At 37.7% G+C, this 15,565-nt stretch carries 15 protein-coding genes; 6 read left to right on the top strand and 9 right to left on the bottom strand.

Annotated features, from left to right (window positions below):
* Positions 1-311: 311 nt before the first annotated feature.
* The 6 genes from ACLLO5_RS11900 to rpmB all read right to left on the bottom strand — a co-directional run bounded on the left by ACLLO5_RS11900 (position 312) and on the right by rpmB (position 6,012).
* The gene (locus tag ACLLO5_RS11900) at positions 312-1,040 is read right to left on the bottom strand and encodes a type II secretion system protein J (RefSeq protein ID WP_413175654.1); all 729 of its coding nucleotides are present in this window, start codon (positions 1,038-1,040) and stop codon (positions 312-314) included.
* Positions 1,041-1,095: 55 nt separating this feature from the next.
* The gene (locus tag ACLLO5_RS11895) at positions 1,096-1,596 is read right to left on the bottom strand and encodes a Tfp pilus assembly protein FimT/FimU (protein ID WP_413175653.1); all 501 of its coding nucleotides are present in this window, start codon (positions 1,594-1,596) and stop codon (positions 1,096-1,098) included.
* Positions 1,571-2,347: a type IV pilus modification PilV family protein gene (locus ACLLO5_RS11890; RefSeq protein ID WP_413175651.1), complete on the bottom strand. Its 777-nt coding sequence runs from the start codon at positions 2,345-2,347 to the stop codon at positions 1,571-1,573. Before ACLLO5_RS11890 ends, ACLLO5_RS11895 begins: the two co-directional genes overlap by 26 nt.
* A 40-nt stretch (positions 2,348-2,387) precedes the next feature.
* Positions 2,388-3,890 (bottom strand): hypothetical protein, encoded by a 1,503-nt coding sequence (locus tag ACLLO5_RS11885; protein WP_413175650.1) that lies wholly within the window; start codon positions 3,888-3,890, stop codon positions 2,388-2,390.
* A gap of 708 nt (positions 3,891-4,598) precedes the next feature.
* Positions 4,599-5,270, bottom strand: coding sequence for a hypothetical protein (locus tag ACLLO5_RS11880; protein ID WP_413175649.1), 672 nt, complete (start codon positions 5,268-5,270; stop codon positions 4,599-4,601).
* 505 nt (positions 5,271-5,775) lie between these two features.
* The gene (gene rpmB, locus ACLLO5_RS11875; protein WP_200326366.1) at positions 5,776-6,012 is read right to left on the bottom strand and encodes a 50S ribosomal protein L28; all 237 of its coding nucleotides are present in this window, start codon (positions 6,010-6,012) and stop codon (positions 5,776-5,778) included.
* A 229-nt stretch (positions 6,013-6,241) separates the two neighbouring features.
* On the opposite strand from rpmB, the gene ACLLO5_RS11870 reads away from it, so the two are divergent.
* Positions 6,242-7,063 carry an alpha/beta hydrolase gene (locus ACLLO5_RS11870; RefSeq protein ID WP_413176074.1) on the top strand — a complete coding sequence of 274 codons (822 nt, stop codon included), beginning with the start codon at positions 6,242-6,244 and terminating at the stop codon, positions 7,061-7,063.
* A gap of 399 nt (positions 7,064-7,462) precedes the next feature.
* On the opposite strand, the gene ACLLO5_RS11865 is transcribed toward ACLLO5_RS11870, so the two are convergent.
* Positions 7,463-8,521: a molecular chaperone DnaJ gene (locus ACLLO5_RS11865; RefSeq protein ID WP_413175648.1), complete on the bottom strand. Its 1,059-nt coding sequence runs from the start codon at positions 8,519-8,521 to the stop codon at positions 7,463-7,465.
* Positions 8,522-8,793: 272 nt separating this feature from the next.
* Positions 8,794-10,188: a carotenoid oxygenase family protein gene (locus ACLLO5_RS11860; RefSeq protein ID WP_413175647.1), complete on the bottom strand. Its 1,395-nt coding sequence runs from the start codon at positions 10,186-10,188 to the stop codon at positions 8,794-8,796.
* Positions 10,189-10,400: 212 nt separating this feature from the next.
* Here ACLLO5_RS11860 and era point away from each other — a divergent pair, with 212 nt between their 5' ends.
* Complete coding sequence (era, locus tag ACLLO5_RS11855) at positions 10,401-11,375, top strand: GTPase Era (protein WP_413175646.1); 975 nt, start codon at positions 10,401-10,403, stop codon at positions 11,373-11,375.
* Positions 11,376-11,381: 6 nt separating this feature from the next.
* Here era and ACLLO5_RS11850 read toward each other — a convergent pair whose 3' ends face one another.
* Positions 11,382-11,978, bottom strand: a complete 597-nt coding sequence (locus ACLLO5_RS11850; RefSeq protein ID WP_413175645.1) for a DUF3611 family protein — start codon at positions 11,976-11,978, stop codon at positions 11,382-11,384.
* Positions 11,979-12,328: 350 nt separating this feature from the next.
* Between ACLLO5_RS11850 and ACLLO5_RS11845 the strand changes: the two genes are divergently transcribed.
* The 4 genes from ACLLO5_RS11845 (at position 12,329) to ACLLO5_RS11830 (ending at position 15,470) form a co-directional block, all read left to right on the top strand.
* Complete coding sequence (locus ACLLO5_RS11845) at positions 12,329-12,802, top strand: TspO/MBR family protein (protein ID WP_413175644.1); 474 nt, start codon at positions 12,329-12,331, stop codon at positions 12,800-12,802.
* Between the two features lie 976 nt (positions 12,803-13,778).
* Entirely contained in the window at positions 13,779-14,117 is a 339-nt protein-coding gene (locus ACLLO5_RS11840) for a Mo-dependent nitrogenase C-terminal domain-containing protein (protein WP_413175642.1), read from the top strand.
* A 21-nt stretch (positions 14,118-14,138) separates the two neighbouring features.
* The gene (locus ACLLO5_RS11835; protein ID WP_413175641.1) at positions 14,139-14,411 is read left to right on the top strand and encodes a cupin domain-containing protein; all 273 of its coding nucleotides are present in this window, start codon (positions 14,139-14,141) and stop codon (positions 14,409-14,411) included.
* A 312-nt stretch (positions 14,412-14,723) separates the two neighbouring features.
* Positions 14,724-15,470: a creatininase family protein gene (locus tag ACLLO5_RS11830; protein ID WP_413175640.1), complete on the top strand. Its 747-nt coding sequence runs from the start codon at positions 14,724-14,726 to the stop codon at positions 15,468-15,470.
* Positions 15,471-15,565: the final 95 nt, after the last annotated feature.

Genomic DNA, 15,565 nt, shown 5'->3' with positions numbered 1-15,565 from the left:
AATGCTTTATATAGCGTATTTATACGTATTTTTTATTTTTGAATATTTACTTAAATTAAGTATTTAATCGTAAGCATTTAGCTAATTCCTATAGCTTGTGTGACGACGTAGGAGTAATACAGAACGCTACGCGTTAACGTAGTTCCTCTGAAAGAGGCAGAGTGGTCAGCAGTCAGATGAAACCGAGTTTTAAACTGATTTTAGGGGTTTTGAATCGGGGAGACTTTAATCAGGAAACAAAAATCAGAATACTTATCTGTTCTTTCTTTTGCTGATAGCTGACGGCTGAATGCTTACATTTAATGACTTTATTAATTGGTTCTGGTAAATACTGTACTTTTGACTTCATAAGTTCTTGTATCAGTTGAAGCATTTGATAATGTGCCATACAAGTAAAGGTCAACTTTTTTTGCAGCCGGAGAGATAGTAGGATCTGGATATATACAAGCATAAAAACCATTACCTCCTGAGCGTGTACCACCACTTGAACAAGTAGGGAGGGTAGATGGAGCTTTAATACCATCAACTAAAAAATAACTGTCATTAGGACTAGGAGAAGGCACTGAAGTTACAGTAGCAGGAGTAGGAGTAGGAGTAACAGGAACAGGAATAGGAACGTTTGAATAGCGGTTAATTGAACTAGGATTTTTCCAACCGTTAGAACTAGTGGATGTATAATATACAACTGTATATGTTCGAGTAATATTACCTATAGTGTAAGGAATTGTTAACCGCAAAACCCCTGTACCTGAAGGTATAGTTGTTGATGGAATTGTAGTGGGAGTTGGAGATGGAGTAGCAACGTGTATTGTTCTTGCCATTCTAACTTCATTAGCAATATAATCTAAGGCACGATTTAAGTTAGTACGCCTCTGGCTTTCAAATTCTGCTTTACGGTTTTGTTGCAGTATTCCTACAAAAGCAGTTCCCGCTAGAGCAACAACAACTGACATAATTGCTGCTGCTACTATGACTTCTATTAAAGTAAATCCTTGGTCAATATCAAAATTAGATCTAATTTTTTTTGTCAAGTATTTCATTTTTTCACCTAAACCTAAATAATCACTACCATTTTGTCTCAAATAAGCTATGTTTTTATGAGTTACATCTGCTAGAGTCCGTTAAAGCAGCAGTGCCAGTGTAGTTACCAGTTCTGATTAATCCTAGTGGTTGAGATAAAACCAGACATCTTTTCAGATTAGTATTTGTAGTATGAGTTACAACAACTGTGACACTAGTTAAGGCATTTCCTGAAAAATCAATGTTTAGTGATGTGGGTGATGCTTCCAAAGTTACACCGGTTAGTTCACGACTACCTGTCACAAGACAGTTACCACTGGTAGTGCTTCTAACTTGTGGAGGTGAAGAAGCTGCATCAAATGTTACATTGCAAGTGCGTGATTGAGCGATCGCCTGTCTTTGCGCTTCTTTTATCGCTCCCTCAATGCTAGAGATTGCAGAATCTACTTTCTTTCTCTGAGACCATGCTAAGTAACTGGGAGCAGAAAAAGCGAAAATGATACCAACAATTACTACTACTATCAATGCTTCTAAAATTGTAAATCCATGATCATCTGATACATTGTAAGGACGCATAGGGTATGACCTCGCTGGAAAGTTTGGCTATAACGTTGTTAGATGGAGTGTTGTTATTATCTGTGACAACTACATAATCTATCCTTAAAACATCATAAGGCTCAACAGAACCAGTAAAGTTATAACTGTCATTTCGCATGAGCCAAATTTTATTCCGTGTATTTGTTAAGGTAAAAGGATTACCAACAACGGGTTTGTAGGTGATACTTGAAATACTGACTGTTGGTGAACTGTTTACAGTACTTTGTATGCTGTTGAGCAAATCGTTACCCAGTCCTATATCTGCATTTGCGAGTTTAGCACTGCATGATGTTTTACTGACAACTGTATTACCAATTGCTGGCCTTGGTGATACCGTCATCGCAGGTGATATTATAATAGTCGGGGTATTTGAGGGGATTGGGTTAGGTGTTTGGATGGTATAAATTTGCGGGAATCCATCAAACTGGATCTTATCCCCTGCGTTTAATCCGTTGCCAGATGACAATACTAAACTAGTTGCAGATGGACTAGGAGTAGGAGAAGCGAGTGTAGGAAATCTATATTGATCAGCTAAATTCCTAACATTTTCCAAGTCTGCTTCTATTAAAGTAGTTGCTGTGGTGTACTGTTTAGCTTTAGATTTAAAAGCAGCAGAAATTACCATCATTTGCATTGCCACTGTGGTAAAAAAAGTTACTATCAAAATCGCAACTAAAACTTCGAGTAAACTAAAGCCTGTGTCTGGATTACATTTTAGCTTTTTCATCATTAGCTATATTGGGAGCTGTTATTTAGAACTGTGATTTAATTTAATTCACATTTTGCCGTTTCCATTCACGTATAGGAGAAAGGGGTGGCTGAAGATTCCTTGGTGTTAAATCACCCAAGTCATTCCATGATCCGGTTTGTTGCACAGCGAGGTTACTGGTATTGGAATCACAACTCTCAGAAGTTGTATCAGTATTAGGATTTCTCCAAATTTTTGCCCAAACATTACCTCTTATTGCCGGATTGGCTGCTGCTCCAGCAACCCCTACTGAGTAGGTAGGAGCTAAAATAAAAGCTTCAAGAGTTCTGTTACCATTAATACATATACTACCAGAAGATCCAGTGCCAAAAATTTTGAAATTCAAAGGGTTACAACCAGCGGCACGAGTACCAGTCGTCTTATCAGTACAATAATCTATGTTGGTATTCTTATAGATACTTCCTGACATGAAGATAACTACTTTATATCGGGGGTCAATAGTTAAGTCTATGTTACCACCACCACTACTACCTATATCTCCTACTGAATATACATAAGTGTCATTAATTCCTCCCATAAAACTTGTAGGCGTATCTGTGGGATTATTTATGTTTGTACCCGGAACTTTGCCAACTGAGGGCTGGGTGAGGCGGGGGAGAGTGGTGTCGCTAGTTATGTTGCCTAATTGAATAGTTCCGTTAGTTATAACATTAGTAGTATTTCCACTGACAGAAGTTGTTCGATCAGCAGGCATTGCCGGAACATTTGGCATCCCCATATCTGTGTAATTAGCAGAATAATTTGCGGAAGTCCTTACATTTAGAGTGCTAAGATCGAGATTACAATTATTGACTAATACATCAGCTGCAATTTCATTGCGACCTGTAGCATCAGGATCTTCAGCATTAGAACCACCAATCCATACTCCTGGGATGGGAATATTGTCAATCGCAGGTTTTCTGACAGGAATATCTGCTTGTACCCTACTAATAGATTTATTCGTATTACTATTTCCCTGTGGATTAATCCGACCCTCAACGGTTAATCTTCCAGTTCCTAAAAATACAGTATCAGAACGAGAAATATACTGGTAAGAAACTAGTCTAAATTGTCCTTGGCTGTTGTCACTGGAATTTACGTTTTGCCAATCTGTTGAAGCATAAACACTCTCTATATTACCTGTACTGGTGGTTCTGCTACAAGCTGATGCAATTTCAGGAATCTTGGATGCATTTGACCAACTCATTTGACTTACAGCAGTGGGATTTGCTGGATCACTACAGGCTTGACCTGCTCTAGTGCGTGTTGTTCTACAATCTGGATATGTAGACAATAGTCGATTGGAGTTGATAAATGCTTGATAATAGGTAACACCCTTCTCCGCAGCCGCTAATGCTCTCTCGGTGTTTTTTTGCGTTGAGGATGCTACTTGATCTTCTTGAGACCTCATTGTCATGGTTAACCCTACCAAGATCATAATTAACCCTAGTGATATAGCAATTACTAGAGCAAATCCTGATTCGCCAGAGTGGAGAAGCAATGCCATTTTAAATCTAGTATTCATAACCTTGTGTTCAAGTGACGGTTAATTATTTGACGATAGCAGATATATAAATCAATGCCTGATGGCTTACGAGTCAGTTGCTACTTTTATACTGAATTTAATAAAATTGTTGGAAATGAATGATTGCTTCATAAAACATTTTATCCAAGTATCGAGGGAGCTTTAGTGATCGAAGGCTCTATAAAACTGTGATCACAGAACAAAGCCGGAAGTGTTAATTTATTCCTAGTGTACCCTATATTATTGTTAGTTGTTGCAGTGATTATATTGAATTTTGAAGTTTAAGTAAAGATTGAAGAATACATTTTCTCAATAATTTTACTGTGTTGTGTTATTAGCGTTAAATGATCCAAAAAAGTAAAATTCCCTGTAGCTTGCGAGATTATATTGACACTTCCGCAATACCTTGTCCATTTTCTGTAGGTTGGGTTAAGCGACAGCACAACTCAACCGATTTGTTGGGTTTCATGCTTCAACCCTCGCTACAAATCAAGGCTTTTTCCAATTTGGACAAGGTATTGTTCCGAGAACTTCTTTCAGAAGTCGAATATCTAAATGGATGGTTATTTACACACAAAAAAACAGCAGAACCCTAAATGAATGCCCTACCGTTTTTCACAGAAAAATGTCTTTCATTTTTCCAAAATTTTATTTATAGTCACTGTCCTTTGCTTCTCATATTAGGAGCAATTGCGTGAGATAATAAACTTATGCTTTTTTTACTAGCTTTAATTTACGCTGACAAGCTAAGAAGCCAGCAGTTGCTAGTACACCAAACATAGCAGAAGGTTCGGGAACACTTCTACCGTTGAGAGATCCTATCACAGCAAGAGACGGAACTGTTTGAAGAGGGGTTTTATTATCTAGCCCAATAATTAAATCATATATGAAACCGCCTGAAGCGATTCCAAAATCATCCAAGTTTATAGTAGCTACGTTGATAATATCATCATCTACACCCCCAGTAGAATATCCAGTATCAGCAGTTGAGTAAATCTTTTGAACATTATTTATTGTTACACTGAATGCATCAGCAATACCTAAATCAAATAATGCTAAGTCATCTCCTAAAGCATTTATTACTCCATTGCTAAAACCCAATTTAACAAATGCACCTGGAGTGAATGAATAGGCATAAGTAGCGACATCTTGATCTAGCAGTACACTTTGTAATGTTCCACCTGATGTAGTGAAGTTGCCATAGGTTGCTAGTAACTGATCCGCTGTCTCATTTAATTCATACCCTGCTATCGTAACAGCACTTGCAGGTTTAGCAAAAGCACCCAATCCCAGCATAATGCTACTTACCGCCACACCTGCACTCAAGGAGCGTAAAGCTTTTTGAGAGAATAATTGACCTAACTTGTTGAATGTACTCATCTGAATTCTTCCTAATTCTATAGTGGGGTTGTTTTCGCTTGATTGATGTGTTGTGATGTAGCTATACAATGAGCAGTACCAGTATTATCATAAACACTAACCAATAAGCTGGTGCATCAGTGCAAATACTATAAAAATGCACTTGTGTACTAGTATAAACAATAATAATTCCACTTATGTAAACATCGTCATGATTAGGGCTAAACTTCATGAAATCTTTACAGAAAAAAGCCTGGTTACTGCGTTAGGAAGAATATTCTGGCTGAAATTAATGCTGACTTGGAAAGCTCTACTTTGTTTGGATTACTTATGGACGCTGTATAATTAAATTATCTCAGGCTTTTTTAAAGCACGGTTTTTACAATATATTTTGTTTGCAAAGATAGCTGAAAATATATCTTTGGGTAGATGTAATATGGTGTTACATCTGCATTGTCGTGAATAATGGATTTAACTGTGAGTAGAGGGAGCATACAATCAAACTCCCTCTTCACCTTAGCTGAATTTAGTAATGATTCAGATTGATACCTGCTTCTTTAGCCATTGCTTCTAAACCTTTAGTTTCCAAGGTTTTGATAGCTTTTGTGGAAAGTTTTAGTCTTACCCAGCGATTACCGCCTGCCCACCAAACGCGCTTGCTTTGCAGATTAGCGTGTTGTAAACGCTTGGTGCGACGGTGGGAGTGAGAAACAGCCATTGCATTATTGGCTTTTTTACCGGTGAGTTCACAACGACGGGACATTATTAGTTATCTCCAAAAGTCTATATCATACAACCTTTCCATTGTATAGGCATAAAAGCCTTGGTGATGGTCATTGGATTTTGGGTTTTGGACGTTCGCAAACCTCTGTCGAAGGATTTTGCGATTGATTACACTGATTTTGGGGTCTGATAGAAGCATATCACTTGGGGTGAAAGCGCGATATGGTTAATACTTTAGATTCAGCAAAGCCCAACTTTTCATGTCAATCATGGATAAACAACGTCTCAAAAAACTGCTCATCGGTGATTTTACTTGGAAACGGATGATCAACTCCGTGGTTTTCATCTATGTCTTATTTGCAGCCTACGTATATTTTCGGGCTGATAGCATGATTTTTCTGCCTCAACCGTCCAGCTATCAAGATACTAAAGACACTATTAAACTGAAAACTACGGAAAATCAACTGCTTTCCGCAATTTATTTGCCAAATCCGACGGCTAAGTACACAATTATGTATATTCACGGAAATGCGGAAGACTTGGGCGATATTCAGGAAATATTAAAACAACTACAAAATTTAGGCTTTAGCGTCTTTGCTTACGATTATCGCGGTTATGGTACGAGTCAGGGAACACCTACAGAGAAGTATGCTTATAAAGATATTGATACCGCTTACAATTATTTAACTGAGAATTTAAATATTAAACCAGAGCAGATAATAGTTTATGGGCGTTCCGTTGGGGGTGGTTCAGCAGTAGATTTAGCTTCCCGGAAACCGGTAGCTGGTTTAATTATTGAAAGTGCTTTTACTTCAGCTTTTCGGGTAGTTGTACCTTTTCCGATTTTACCTTTTGATAAATTTAATAACTTGGATAAAATCAAAAAGGTAAAATGTCCTGTTTTAGTGATGCACGGTAAATTAGATGATATTATCCCTTTTGAGCATGGTGAAAAGTTGTTTGCGGTTATAAATTCACCTAAGCTTTCTCTGTGGGTAGAGGATGCAAATCATAATGATTTATCTTCTGTTGCAGGAAAAAACTATGGAAAAATTTTGCGCGAGTTTGCTGATTTAGTATCGCGAAATTAGAGGATATATCAGAGGGTGTTTGAAAACTTTTTTTGGTGGGATATAATACTTGTATTATCCCCCTAAATCCCCCTTAAAAAGGGGGACTTTGATGGATTTATACCCTATCTGAATTTGGCAATGTTCAGAAATCAAATATGATTGCTATATATATTATTTAGGGTTTGCTGAAAAAGTTATCTGTGAGGGCTAGGAGTTCAGGAGTTCAGGAGTATGGCTAACGCCACGCTTCGCTATCAGGAGTTCAGGAGAATTTAGAAGCAGTTAGGAGTAGTATCGAGCCTGGAAAAGTGGTCGGTTTTTGATGCTATCATCCTTTTTTCCTTGCACTTTATTCGTATTTTATCCCCCTGTATCCCTTGATTTATCTAGGTTTTACATTTATTCAGCAAGCCCTATTTAAAAAATAATTACACCCCCAAATTCTTCCATCATTTCTTCTAGTAATTCTTCCATCATTTCTTCTCTCATGGAGCGCAAACTGGGTGGACCGGCAAGAAAGTCTTTGATTGTAATTTTTTGTTCACGAAAATCTTTGATAAAATCACGAATGTCAGCAATAATATTAATCTGAGATTCGAGTTGTTTCAACATTATACCAGTAGAATCAATTCCTTGTTTGGCAGCTTTACGAGAATCAGAAACCATTGCACCTTCGGGAGTATTTTTAGCTAGACGTAGTTCCTGTTTTAATTTTTCATATTGAGTTTTGAGAATTTCATTTTGTTTTTCTAGATTTGTACATCTGCGAGTTACATCATCTTCACTACTATTATCAATTGTTTCACCTAGCTGATGCTGTCGCTCGATTTCTAGAAGTCTGGCTAAATCCCCTTCTTGATAGGCTTTATTTATTTCTTTCATGATTTCTGTATGAGACTTATGGGTTTCACTGTCTTGTACTTTATCTGGATGAAAGATTTCTGCTAATTTCAAAAATGTCTGGCGAATTTTTCTAGAATCTTCTGTTCTACTAGCGGAAGTGGATTGTATTTCCTGTTGTGAGTCCCAATATTGATGACGGTTTCTATTGGTTTCATTTTCTTCTGCTTCTGGGTTTTCAAATAATTCGTCTAGTTCTGAATCTTCTTCATCTTCTTCATGAGCAGATTTTGGACTAATTATTCCTGTCATTTGCAGGTTCAAGTAAAGTGATTCTATACTTTTTTTTGTTTGTTTACCAAATTTTCTAGTAGTGAAAATTTCATTGAACAGAGCATGAATTTCTTGATCTAGGTCTGCCATTTTTTTAAAGCTGGGAGTGGCTTTCTGAAATATTTCTGTGGCTAGAGAACGCATTTGTTCGACAAAGTTATTTAACTCTGTCCGTTTTCTCTTAATTTGTTTGAGGAGTGACTGGTGTTCTTTTTCTAGAGCCGATAAATGTATATGCAGATCGGAAAGTGCTAATGTTGTGCTGGAGGATGTTGGTGATGCAGACTTGGTTTTTTTAGGCATGACAAAGGTAAGTAAGTTTAAGGTTTACAAGATATCAGTAAGTAGACAGATGTAATTATTATGATTTAGTAAATTGATATTTTTATTTTACTATTTTTTGAGTAGGTATTTATGTTAAATAAATTTAATCTATCTAGTGGTCTATTTCATATCTTGGAGTGTAAGAATTCAGGAGTCAGGAATCAGAATATTTGAGAAATTGGTTGATTTGTGGATGGGCGTTGCCCACCCTACTTTATTGTGAATTGAGCAAGATTTCAATATTTGATGAATTAGAGAATATTGCTCAATTGTACTTCTGATATCCAAGTACCGTGGAAACCATAGGGTACTCTTTGGGGAATAATTACTCGTGCAGTAGGTTCACTGGTAACATCTTGAGCATTTATAACTACTAATTCAGAAGTTTCTAAATTTTGATCATGAACAAAGGTGATCAGCCAGCCATCATCTTCTGTTGTTGCACCAAAACGAGGCGCAAACACGGCTTCACCTCCGTAACGCCGTTGCCCAAATTCATGGGTTTGGGATTTGCCACTGATGAAATTATATTTAATTATGCCGTCAAATAATGGCAGAGAACCTTTGGCCATTTTAGCTGCGTAGCCGTATTGGGTTTTTCTTCCCAGCAGGTTTTCGTTAATACGGGGAAATTCCGCTGGTACGTCGTTTAGCATTTCTTCTGTGACTGCACCTGTGCTGAGGTTAAATCGCCAACGATGTAATAGGGGAATATCGGCTGTGGGATCTGTTGATGACCCACTCTCTAATACGGTAGTGGAACTCATGCGACAAGCAATGAGTATTACTTCTTCTCCTTCTTCGTAGGCGTTAAGGGTGTGGAAGACGTAGCAGGAAGGACTTTCAAACCAACGGATGTTGCTGTTGTCTCCATGACGTGGGACAATACCAAAACGACTGGGGCGATCGCTCTCAAACATCATCATCGGTTCTCCCCTTTGCATCCTTTCTGGGCTGAATGTCAGGGGTAAATCCATGAAAATGGTGTAATTTTCCGTAATGGCAAAATCATGCATCATTACGGCCATTGGTATTTCAATGGGTACAGTTCGCAATAATTCACCTTGAGAGGAAACTACCCCATATTGTACGTAAGGTGGTGCGAAGGAGTAGCCAAAGAAGATCATTTCCCCGGTGACTGGATCTACTTTAGGATGGGCGGTAAAAGGGGAAGTTAGTTTGTTGTTGAAGCTGTATTCACCAATGGTTTTTAATTCAGGAAGTCTTATATTGTGGGGCGCTCCTCCTTCCCACAGTGCTAAAAATTGTCCGGCGTGCCATACTAAGGCAGTATTGGCGGTGTTTTTACCTGGGCCGTATGGGTTGTCAGGTTGAGGTGGTTCTAAAAGTCCACTCCAAACCGCTTTACCTGTTTCGTGTTCAATATTCCAGCCTCTAGTGCGGACGTAACGGTTGCGATAGATGGCTTGACCGTTGTTAATTTCAACGCCATGTAACATTCCATCACCATCAAACCAGTGATACTGACCAATGGGTGAATGTTGGGGGTTTGGTCCATTGCGGACAAACATTCCGGAAAGGTCGGGGGGTAGTTCACCAATAACTTTGAGGGTTTCTGTAGAGATTTCTTGGTTAACTGGGGAAAAGTTGCCATCAAGATATGGATTTACTGCGGTTGTTACCATTGTTATTGTTGAGTTTTATGACCGTACTTTCTTTAATATAGCGATACCAGATTATCTACTTAGATCCCCAAATAGCAAAATTGAACTGAAATTTTTGAATGCTGAATTTGCAATTTCTTGTTGGGTTATTGCTGATCTTGTTTTGAGAATATAAGAAAATCTATTCAGTAATAGATTAAACTAATAATAAGAATTTATCCTAACTGTGAAATATGAAGGTGGAGTCTAAGGTGAGTAGTAGTGATAATTATAGCTTCTCGTTTTCAGGAGAAGTAACAATTCCCCAAGCTCCTCCTGAGTTTAAATCTGGTTTTATCGGCATTATTGGCCGTCCCAATGTCGGTAAATCTACTTTGATGAATAAATTAGTAGGACAAAAAATTGCTATTACATCTCCCATAGCTCAAACTACTAGAAATCGGTTACGGGGGATTTTAACTACAGATAAAGCGCAGTTAATTTTTGTTGATACACCAGGTATTCATAAACCTCATCATCAATTAGGAGAAGTCCTGGTAAAAAATGCCAGAATTGCAATTGATTCGGTAGATGTGATTTTGTTTGTAGTTGATGGAACAGCGGCTTGTGGTGGAGGCGATCGCTTTATTACTGAGTTACTTACTCGTAGTCAAACACCAGTAATATTGGGAATTAACAAAATTGATGAACAACCATTAGATGCTGGAAAACTGGATGATACTTATATTCAGTTGGCTAAAGAACATCAATGGCAAACTATCAAGTTTTCGGCTGTAACTGGTGTCGGATTACCAGAACTGCAAGAATTATTAATTGAAAATTTAGAACCTGGGCCTTTTTATTATCCACCAGATTTAGTTACAGACCAGCCAGAACGGTTTATTATGGGGGAATTAATCCGGGAACAGATTTTGTTGTTAACCCGTGAAGAAGTACCTCATTCCGTAGCGATCGCTATTGATTTAGTAGAAGAAACTCCAAGCATTACCCGTGTACTCGCAACTATCCACGTCGAAAGAGATTCCCAAAAAGGAATTTTAATCGGTAAAGGTGGCGCAATGCTGAAAGCTATTGGTAGTGCCGCTCGTGAACAAATCCAAAAACTGATTGCTGGTAAAGTTTACCTAGAATTATTTGTAAAAGTGCAACCCAAATGGCGACATTCGCGAGTGAGGTTAGCAGAATTAGGATATCGAGTGGAAGAATAATTCAAATTAAACGTGATGGACTTTTTCTAGCAACCACAGAGAAGCCACAGTACCCAGAAAATGAGCCACGATTCCATTAATATTCGCAACTTCCACAAATACATCCATAGCACGAATGATTCTATAAGGGTCAGTAATTGCCACTCCTGGGGGTTGGGAGACAGATTTGGCTACTAGCACCCCTACCGTCGCACCTGCACCCAAGATGCTGATTAAAATGCCCACCAAACCCACCATTATTCCCAGTCGAATAGCTCTAACGGTTTCTGCCTTACTGGGGTGTAAAGTTGGATTGGGGTTTGCTAGGCGTTTACTCAAGCGTGTGTAGCGAAAATTCCAATAAACACTAAATAACAACACTAAAATTCCGCACACACCCCAAAATATGCCAACTCCTAGACCTGTATTTTGTTGTTGAGCAAAATCACGACCAGTTGCAGCAAACAACAATGCCAAGCAGCTGACTATCACTAGTGCCAATTGTACCCAGACAGTGATCCAACCAGTAAAATTAATAGTTTTAGCGATATCTTGTAGCTTGGGTGCAAGCGATGGCTGATCATGGTGATGCGATCGCACTTCCGATTCAGTGTGCATATTCATTGACTGATTACTTGTTATATCCCCCACCTGCAAAGCTTAGTTCCATCAACTGACTATATACACCCACCTCCAGACATATAGCAGGAGGCAGAAGGCAGGAGGCAGAGGACAGAGGGCAGGAGGCAGGAGGCAGGAGGCAGAAGGCAGAAGGCAGGAGGCAGAGGACAGAGGGCAGGAAGCAGGAGGATAAAGCCTTGTTCCAAATATTCAGGATTAGATCAAGCTTGGAGATAGGAAAAGAATAAATCTCTTCCCAGGATTCAATTCCTGATATGTAAAATTAACACATGATTTACTGATAGAATTACTGTGTTATTCTTCAGGAAAGTCAGCACCAAGGATAGGAAACTATGATTAAATCTTGGATGGTAATTGGAGGTGTGGCTTTCCTAGTAGCCTTTGTGAGTACCAGGATTACACCAAGCGATCGCCAGTGGTTCAGGCACTTACAAAGACCCAGATGGCTGACTTTTGAAGGCGCAATTCCGTTAATCTGGACAGCAATCTTTATTTGTGGCGCTTGGTCAGCTTATATAATCTGGGAACACAATCCTGGTAGTGGTACAACCTGGTTAATGATGGGTTTATACCTGCTGCTAGAAATATTTACCATTGCTTACACACCCGTCATGTTTAGGTTACGTAGTCTCAAAGTAGGCACAATTCTTGGTGGAACAGGTTTTATCATCTGTCTTTTAGTCACTTTCGCAGTTTTATCTGTTTCCATTTGGGCAGCATTATTGCTAGTTCCTTATTTATTGTGGAGTCCCATTGGCACATATACAACTTGGGAAATGATTCACCTCAACCGACAAAATATTTGACTGAATAATTACATGATTTCTGGTTTTATGAAGCACGTGCTGATTTTAAAAAAGAAACAGATCCTGTCAACATTCAAATCAGCGTTCAATTTGAAAGTCCAGGCATACTGTTAATTCGAGATATTGAATTATTACAAGCTCCTGTAAAAGCCAAATAATAAAATATTATATATAACCATTATATCATATTTGTGAGGCAAAAGAATAGGTAATAAGAAATAGATATTTCTCAAATTATTTATAACTGCTATGGAATTTTTATTTAATCTTTGTGAAGCTCAGTAGACTGTTTTTTTTCTTTTTTGTTCCCCTGCTGATGATGCCTTCTAGGCTACGGCGAAACCGCCTACATGAAAACCAACGACCGCAGTGGCTACCCTGTTCACTTTTCCTTACCTCTATGAATAATTTTAGGCATCTAACTATATTCCTATATTCAGTTCTTATCAGCTAATTTTACAAATTAGTTAATTTGTACTTATCAGAGGCATACTTGTTACTAGTTAAATAATATTTAGGTTGGCTTATGTAATATATACAACATTCTTATCAAGATAATCCGTTTTACAATTGAGTTATAGAATGGGCAAACATTTGGCAAACCTTGATACTGCTCAGATGCAGCTATATTTTAAGTTTTACATTTACGCTTTGTAGCACCATATACTTTTCTTACCAAGCTTTTGGGATTGATATATGGGATCGCAATATTCGATATCAGTAATTAATAAGTTAAGGTAATACCATTTTTATTATTTCTTTGTTATTTTGTATTTAACGGGACAGTTCTTCAACATCCGGTGAGTTTAAATAGCAATTAGTTGAATGATGTCTCTGCTGATTCCATGTAAGATATCTAAATCAGAATTGTCTTCACCATAATTACCAAGACAACGCAGATTTATGCAACAAATTGCATGGACAACAGTTAAATTTGTAAAATTTCATCCATCTAAAGACAACAGGATTTAGAACTATGATCACCACAAATAGTCAACCGATTATTCTTCCTACTTTAATTAGCCCTCTTGGAGAAAATCATCAAACAAGTAATAAATCTGATTTACTGCAACCAATCCGTCAATGGTTAGATGAAATTGAAATTCACAACCGTAAACTCGCTAAATTTATAGCCAAACTGATTCCTGCTCAATGCCCTTTTGAACGTGATATCATGTTCTTAGGTCACAAAGTCGCTCACATCCCTCCAATGTGCAAGCTAAATCCACTGTATGATCAATTAGTTGGCTTGCGTTTTCGCGCATTATGTTATTTAGTAGATCAATGTGGAGAGGATATCCAATCCTACTGCTAAATGTAACTAGATTTAATACAGATGGAAATTAAGATCGAGCATCAACCTAGTCAAGAGAGCCTCAACCAATTAGGTGTATACAAATGGGCAATTTGGCAAAAAGAAGCATCCAAATTCCCGTGGACTTATGATTCTCAAGAAACTTGCTACTTTTTAGAAGGTAATGTAATTGTGACTCCTGATGGCGGACAAGCAGTGGAAATGGGTAAAGGAGATTTAGTAACTTTTCCTGCTGGTATGTCTTGTATATGGGAAATTACCCAAGACGTAAAAAAACATTATTGCTTTGATTAATTCGACACCAAGAGTAAACACTGATTATCTTTTTGTCCTGGTATAATTAACAATCCAGAAAACAAACATCTCATCATTTACTTGGAGTAGGTTTTGTTTGGAGGTTCGCAACAAGTATCATTAACTAAAGTTGTAGTATCGGTAAATTGTTTAAATCTGTAGGGTTCAAAACTTGTTGCGACTCCATCCCCATCAATTAAAAATTTAAAATTTTAAAATTTAATTAAAACCAGATTTTAGGATTATATTGTTCCTAAATTATATAGAATTACTTTAAAATAAAATTTTGTAAGATTTTGATATATACATAAAATGCTATTACATCTCAGCACCTGGCCAGAAGTCGAAACGTATTTACAAAAATCGCAAGGAATTATTCTTCCTCTTGGTTCTACAGAACAACATGGTCCTACTGGTTTAATTGGAACTGATGCTATTTGTGCAGAAGTTATATCCCGTGGTGTTGGAGAAGCAACTCAAGCAATGGTTGCACCAACAATCAATGTCGGCATGGCATTACATCATACTGCTTTTCCAGGGACAATTAGTTTACGTCCAAGTACCTTAATTCAAGTAGTGCGAGATTATATAACTTGTTTAGCGAAAGCAGGTTTTACCAAGTTTTATTTTATTAATGGACACGGTGGAAATATTGCTACGTTCAAAGCTGCATTTTCCGAGACATACTCTCATTTAGAAGATTTGCAAATTCCTATTGCGTCAAAGGTACAATGTCAAATTGCGAATTGGTTTATGTGCGGTTCTGTGTACAGACTTGCCAAAGAATTATATGGTGAACAAGAAGGTTCTCATGCTACTCCTAGTGAAGTAGCTGTGACTCAATATGTTTATCCAGAAGCAATAAAAAAAGCCTATCTGTCTCCAGAAGTTGCTTCTGGACATAGAATTTATGGTGCTGTTGATTTTCGTTCACATTATCCAGATGGCCGCATGGGTTCAAATCCTGATTTAGCTACTCCTGAACATGGGAAGCAGTTTTATGATTTGGCTGTTGAGGAATTAAGTAAAGGTTATTTGGAGTTTGTAAGTCAGGAATAAATCCTGTAGAGATGATTCACGAATCGTCTCTATATTCAAATAAATCAAAGTTGCTGTATAATAAATTTATTTATAATTAGCAAAAACTAATTTTC

This window comes from Anabaena azotica SJ-1 (genome assembly GCF_047275885.1).
GTDB lineage: Bacteria > Cyanobacteriota > Cyanobacteriia > Cyanobacteriales > Nostocaceae > Trichormus_B > Trichormus_B azotica_A.
Note: the sequence above shows the minus strand (reverse complement) of the source record. Positions and strands in the feature narration are given on the sequence as shown.

Bases quoted from the DNA above. Each gene is read 5' to 3' on its own strand.
- ACLLO5_RS11900 (WP_413175654.1), bottom strand. From the start codon at position 1,040: ATGAAATACTTGACAAAAAAAATTAGATCTAATTTTGATATTGACCAA.
- ACLLO5_RS11895 (WP_413175653.1), bottom strand. From the start codon at position 1,596: ATGCGTCCTTACAATGTATCAGATGATCATGGATTTACAATTTTAGAA.
- ACLLO5_RS11890 (WP_413175651.1), bottom strand. From the start codon at position 2,347: ATGATGAAAAAGCTAAAATGTAATCCAGACACAGGCTTTAGTTTACTC.
- ACLLO5_RS11885 (WP_413175650.1), bottom strand. From the start codon at position 3,890: ATGAATACTAGATTTAAAATGGCATTGCTTCTCCACTCTGGCGAATCA.
- ACLLO5_RS11880 (WP_413175649.1), bottom strand. From the start codon at position 5,270: ATGAGTACATTCAACAAGTTAGGTCAATTATTCTCTCAAAAAGCTTTA.
- rpmB (WP_200326366.1), bottom strand. From the start codon at position 6,012: ATGTCCCGTCGTTGTGAACTCACCGGTAAAAAAGCCAATAATGCAATG.
- ACLLO5_RS11870 (WP_413176074.1), top strand. From the start codon at position 6,242: ATGGATAAACAACGTCTCAAAAAACTGCTCATCGGTGATTTTACTTGG.
- ACLLO5_RS11865 (WP_413175648.1), bottom strand. From the start codon at position 8,521: ATGCCTAAAAAAACCAAGTCTGCATCACCAACATCCTCCAGCACAACA.
- ACLLO5_RS11860 (WP_413175647.1), bottom strand. From the start codon at position 10,188: ATGGTAACAACCGCAGTAAATCCATATCTTGATGGCAACTTTTCCCCA.
- era (WP_413175646.1), top strand. From the start codon at position 10,401: ATGAAGGTGGAGTCTAAGGTGAGTAGTAGTGATAATTATAGCTTCTCG.
- ACLLO5_RS11850 (WP_413175645.1), bottom strand. From the start codon at position 11,978: ATGAATATGCACACTGAATCGGAAGTGCGATCGCATCACCATGATCAG.
- ACLLO5_RS11845 (WP_413175644.1), top strand. From the start codon at position 12,329: ATGATTAAATCTTGGATGGTAATTGGAGGTGTGGCTTTCCTAGTAGCC.
- ACLLO5_RS11840 (WP_413175642.1), top strand. From the start codon at position 13,779: ATGATCACCACAAATAGTCAACCGATTATTCTTCCTACTTTAATTAGC.
- ACLLO5_RS11835 (WP_413175641.1), top strand. From the start codon at position 14,139: ATGGAAATTAAGATCGAGCATCAACCTAGTCAAGAGAGCCTCAACCAA.
- ACLLO5_RS11830 (WP_413175640.1), top strand. From the start codon at position 14,724: ATGCTATTACATCTCAGCACCTGGCCAGAAGTCGAAACGTATTTACAA.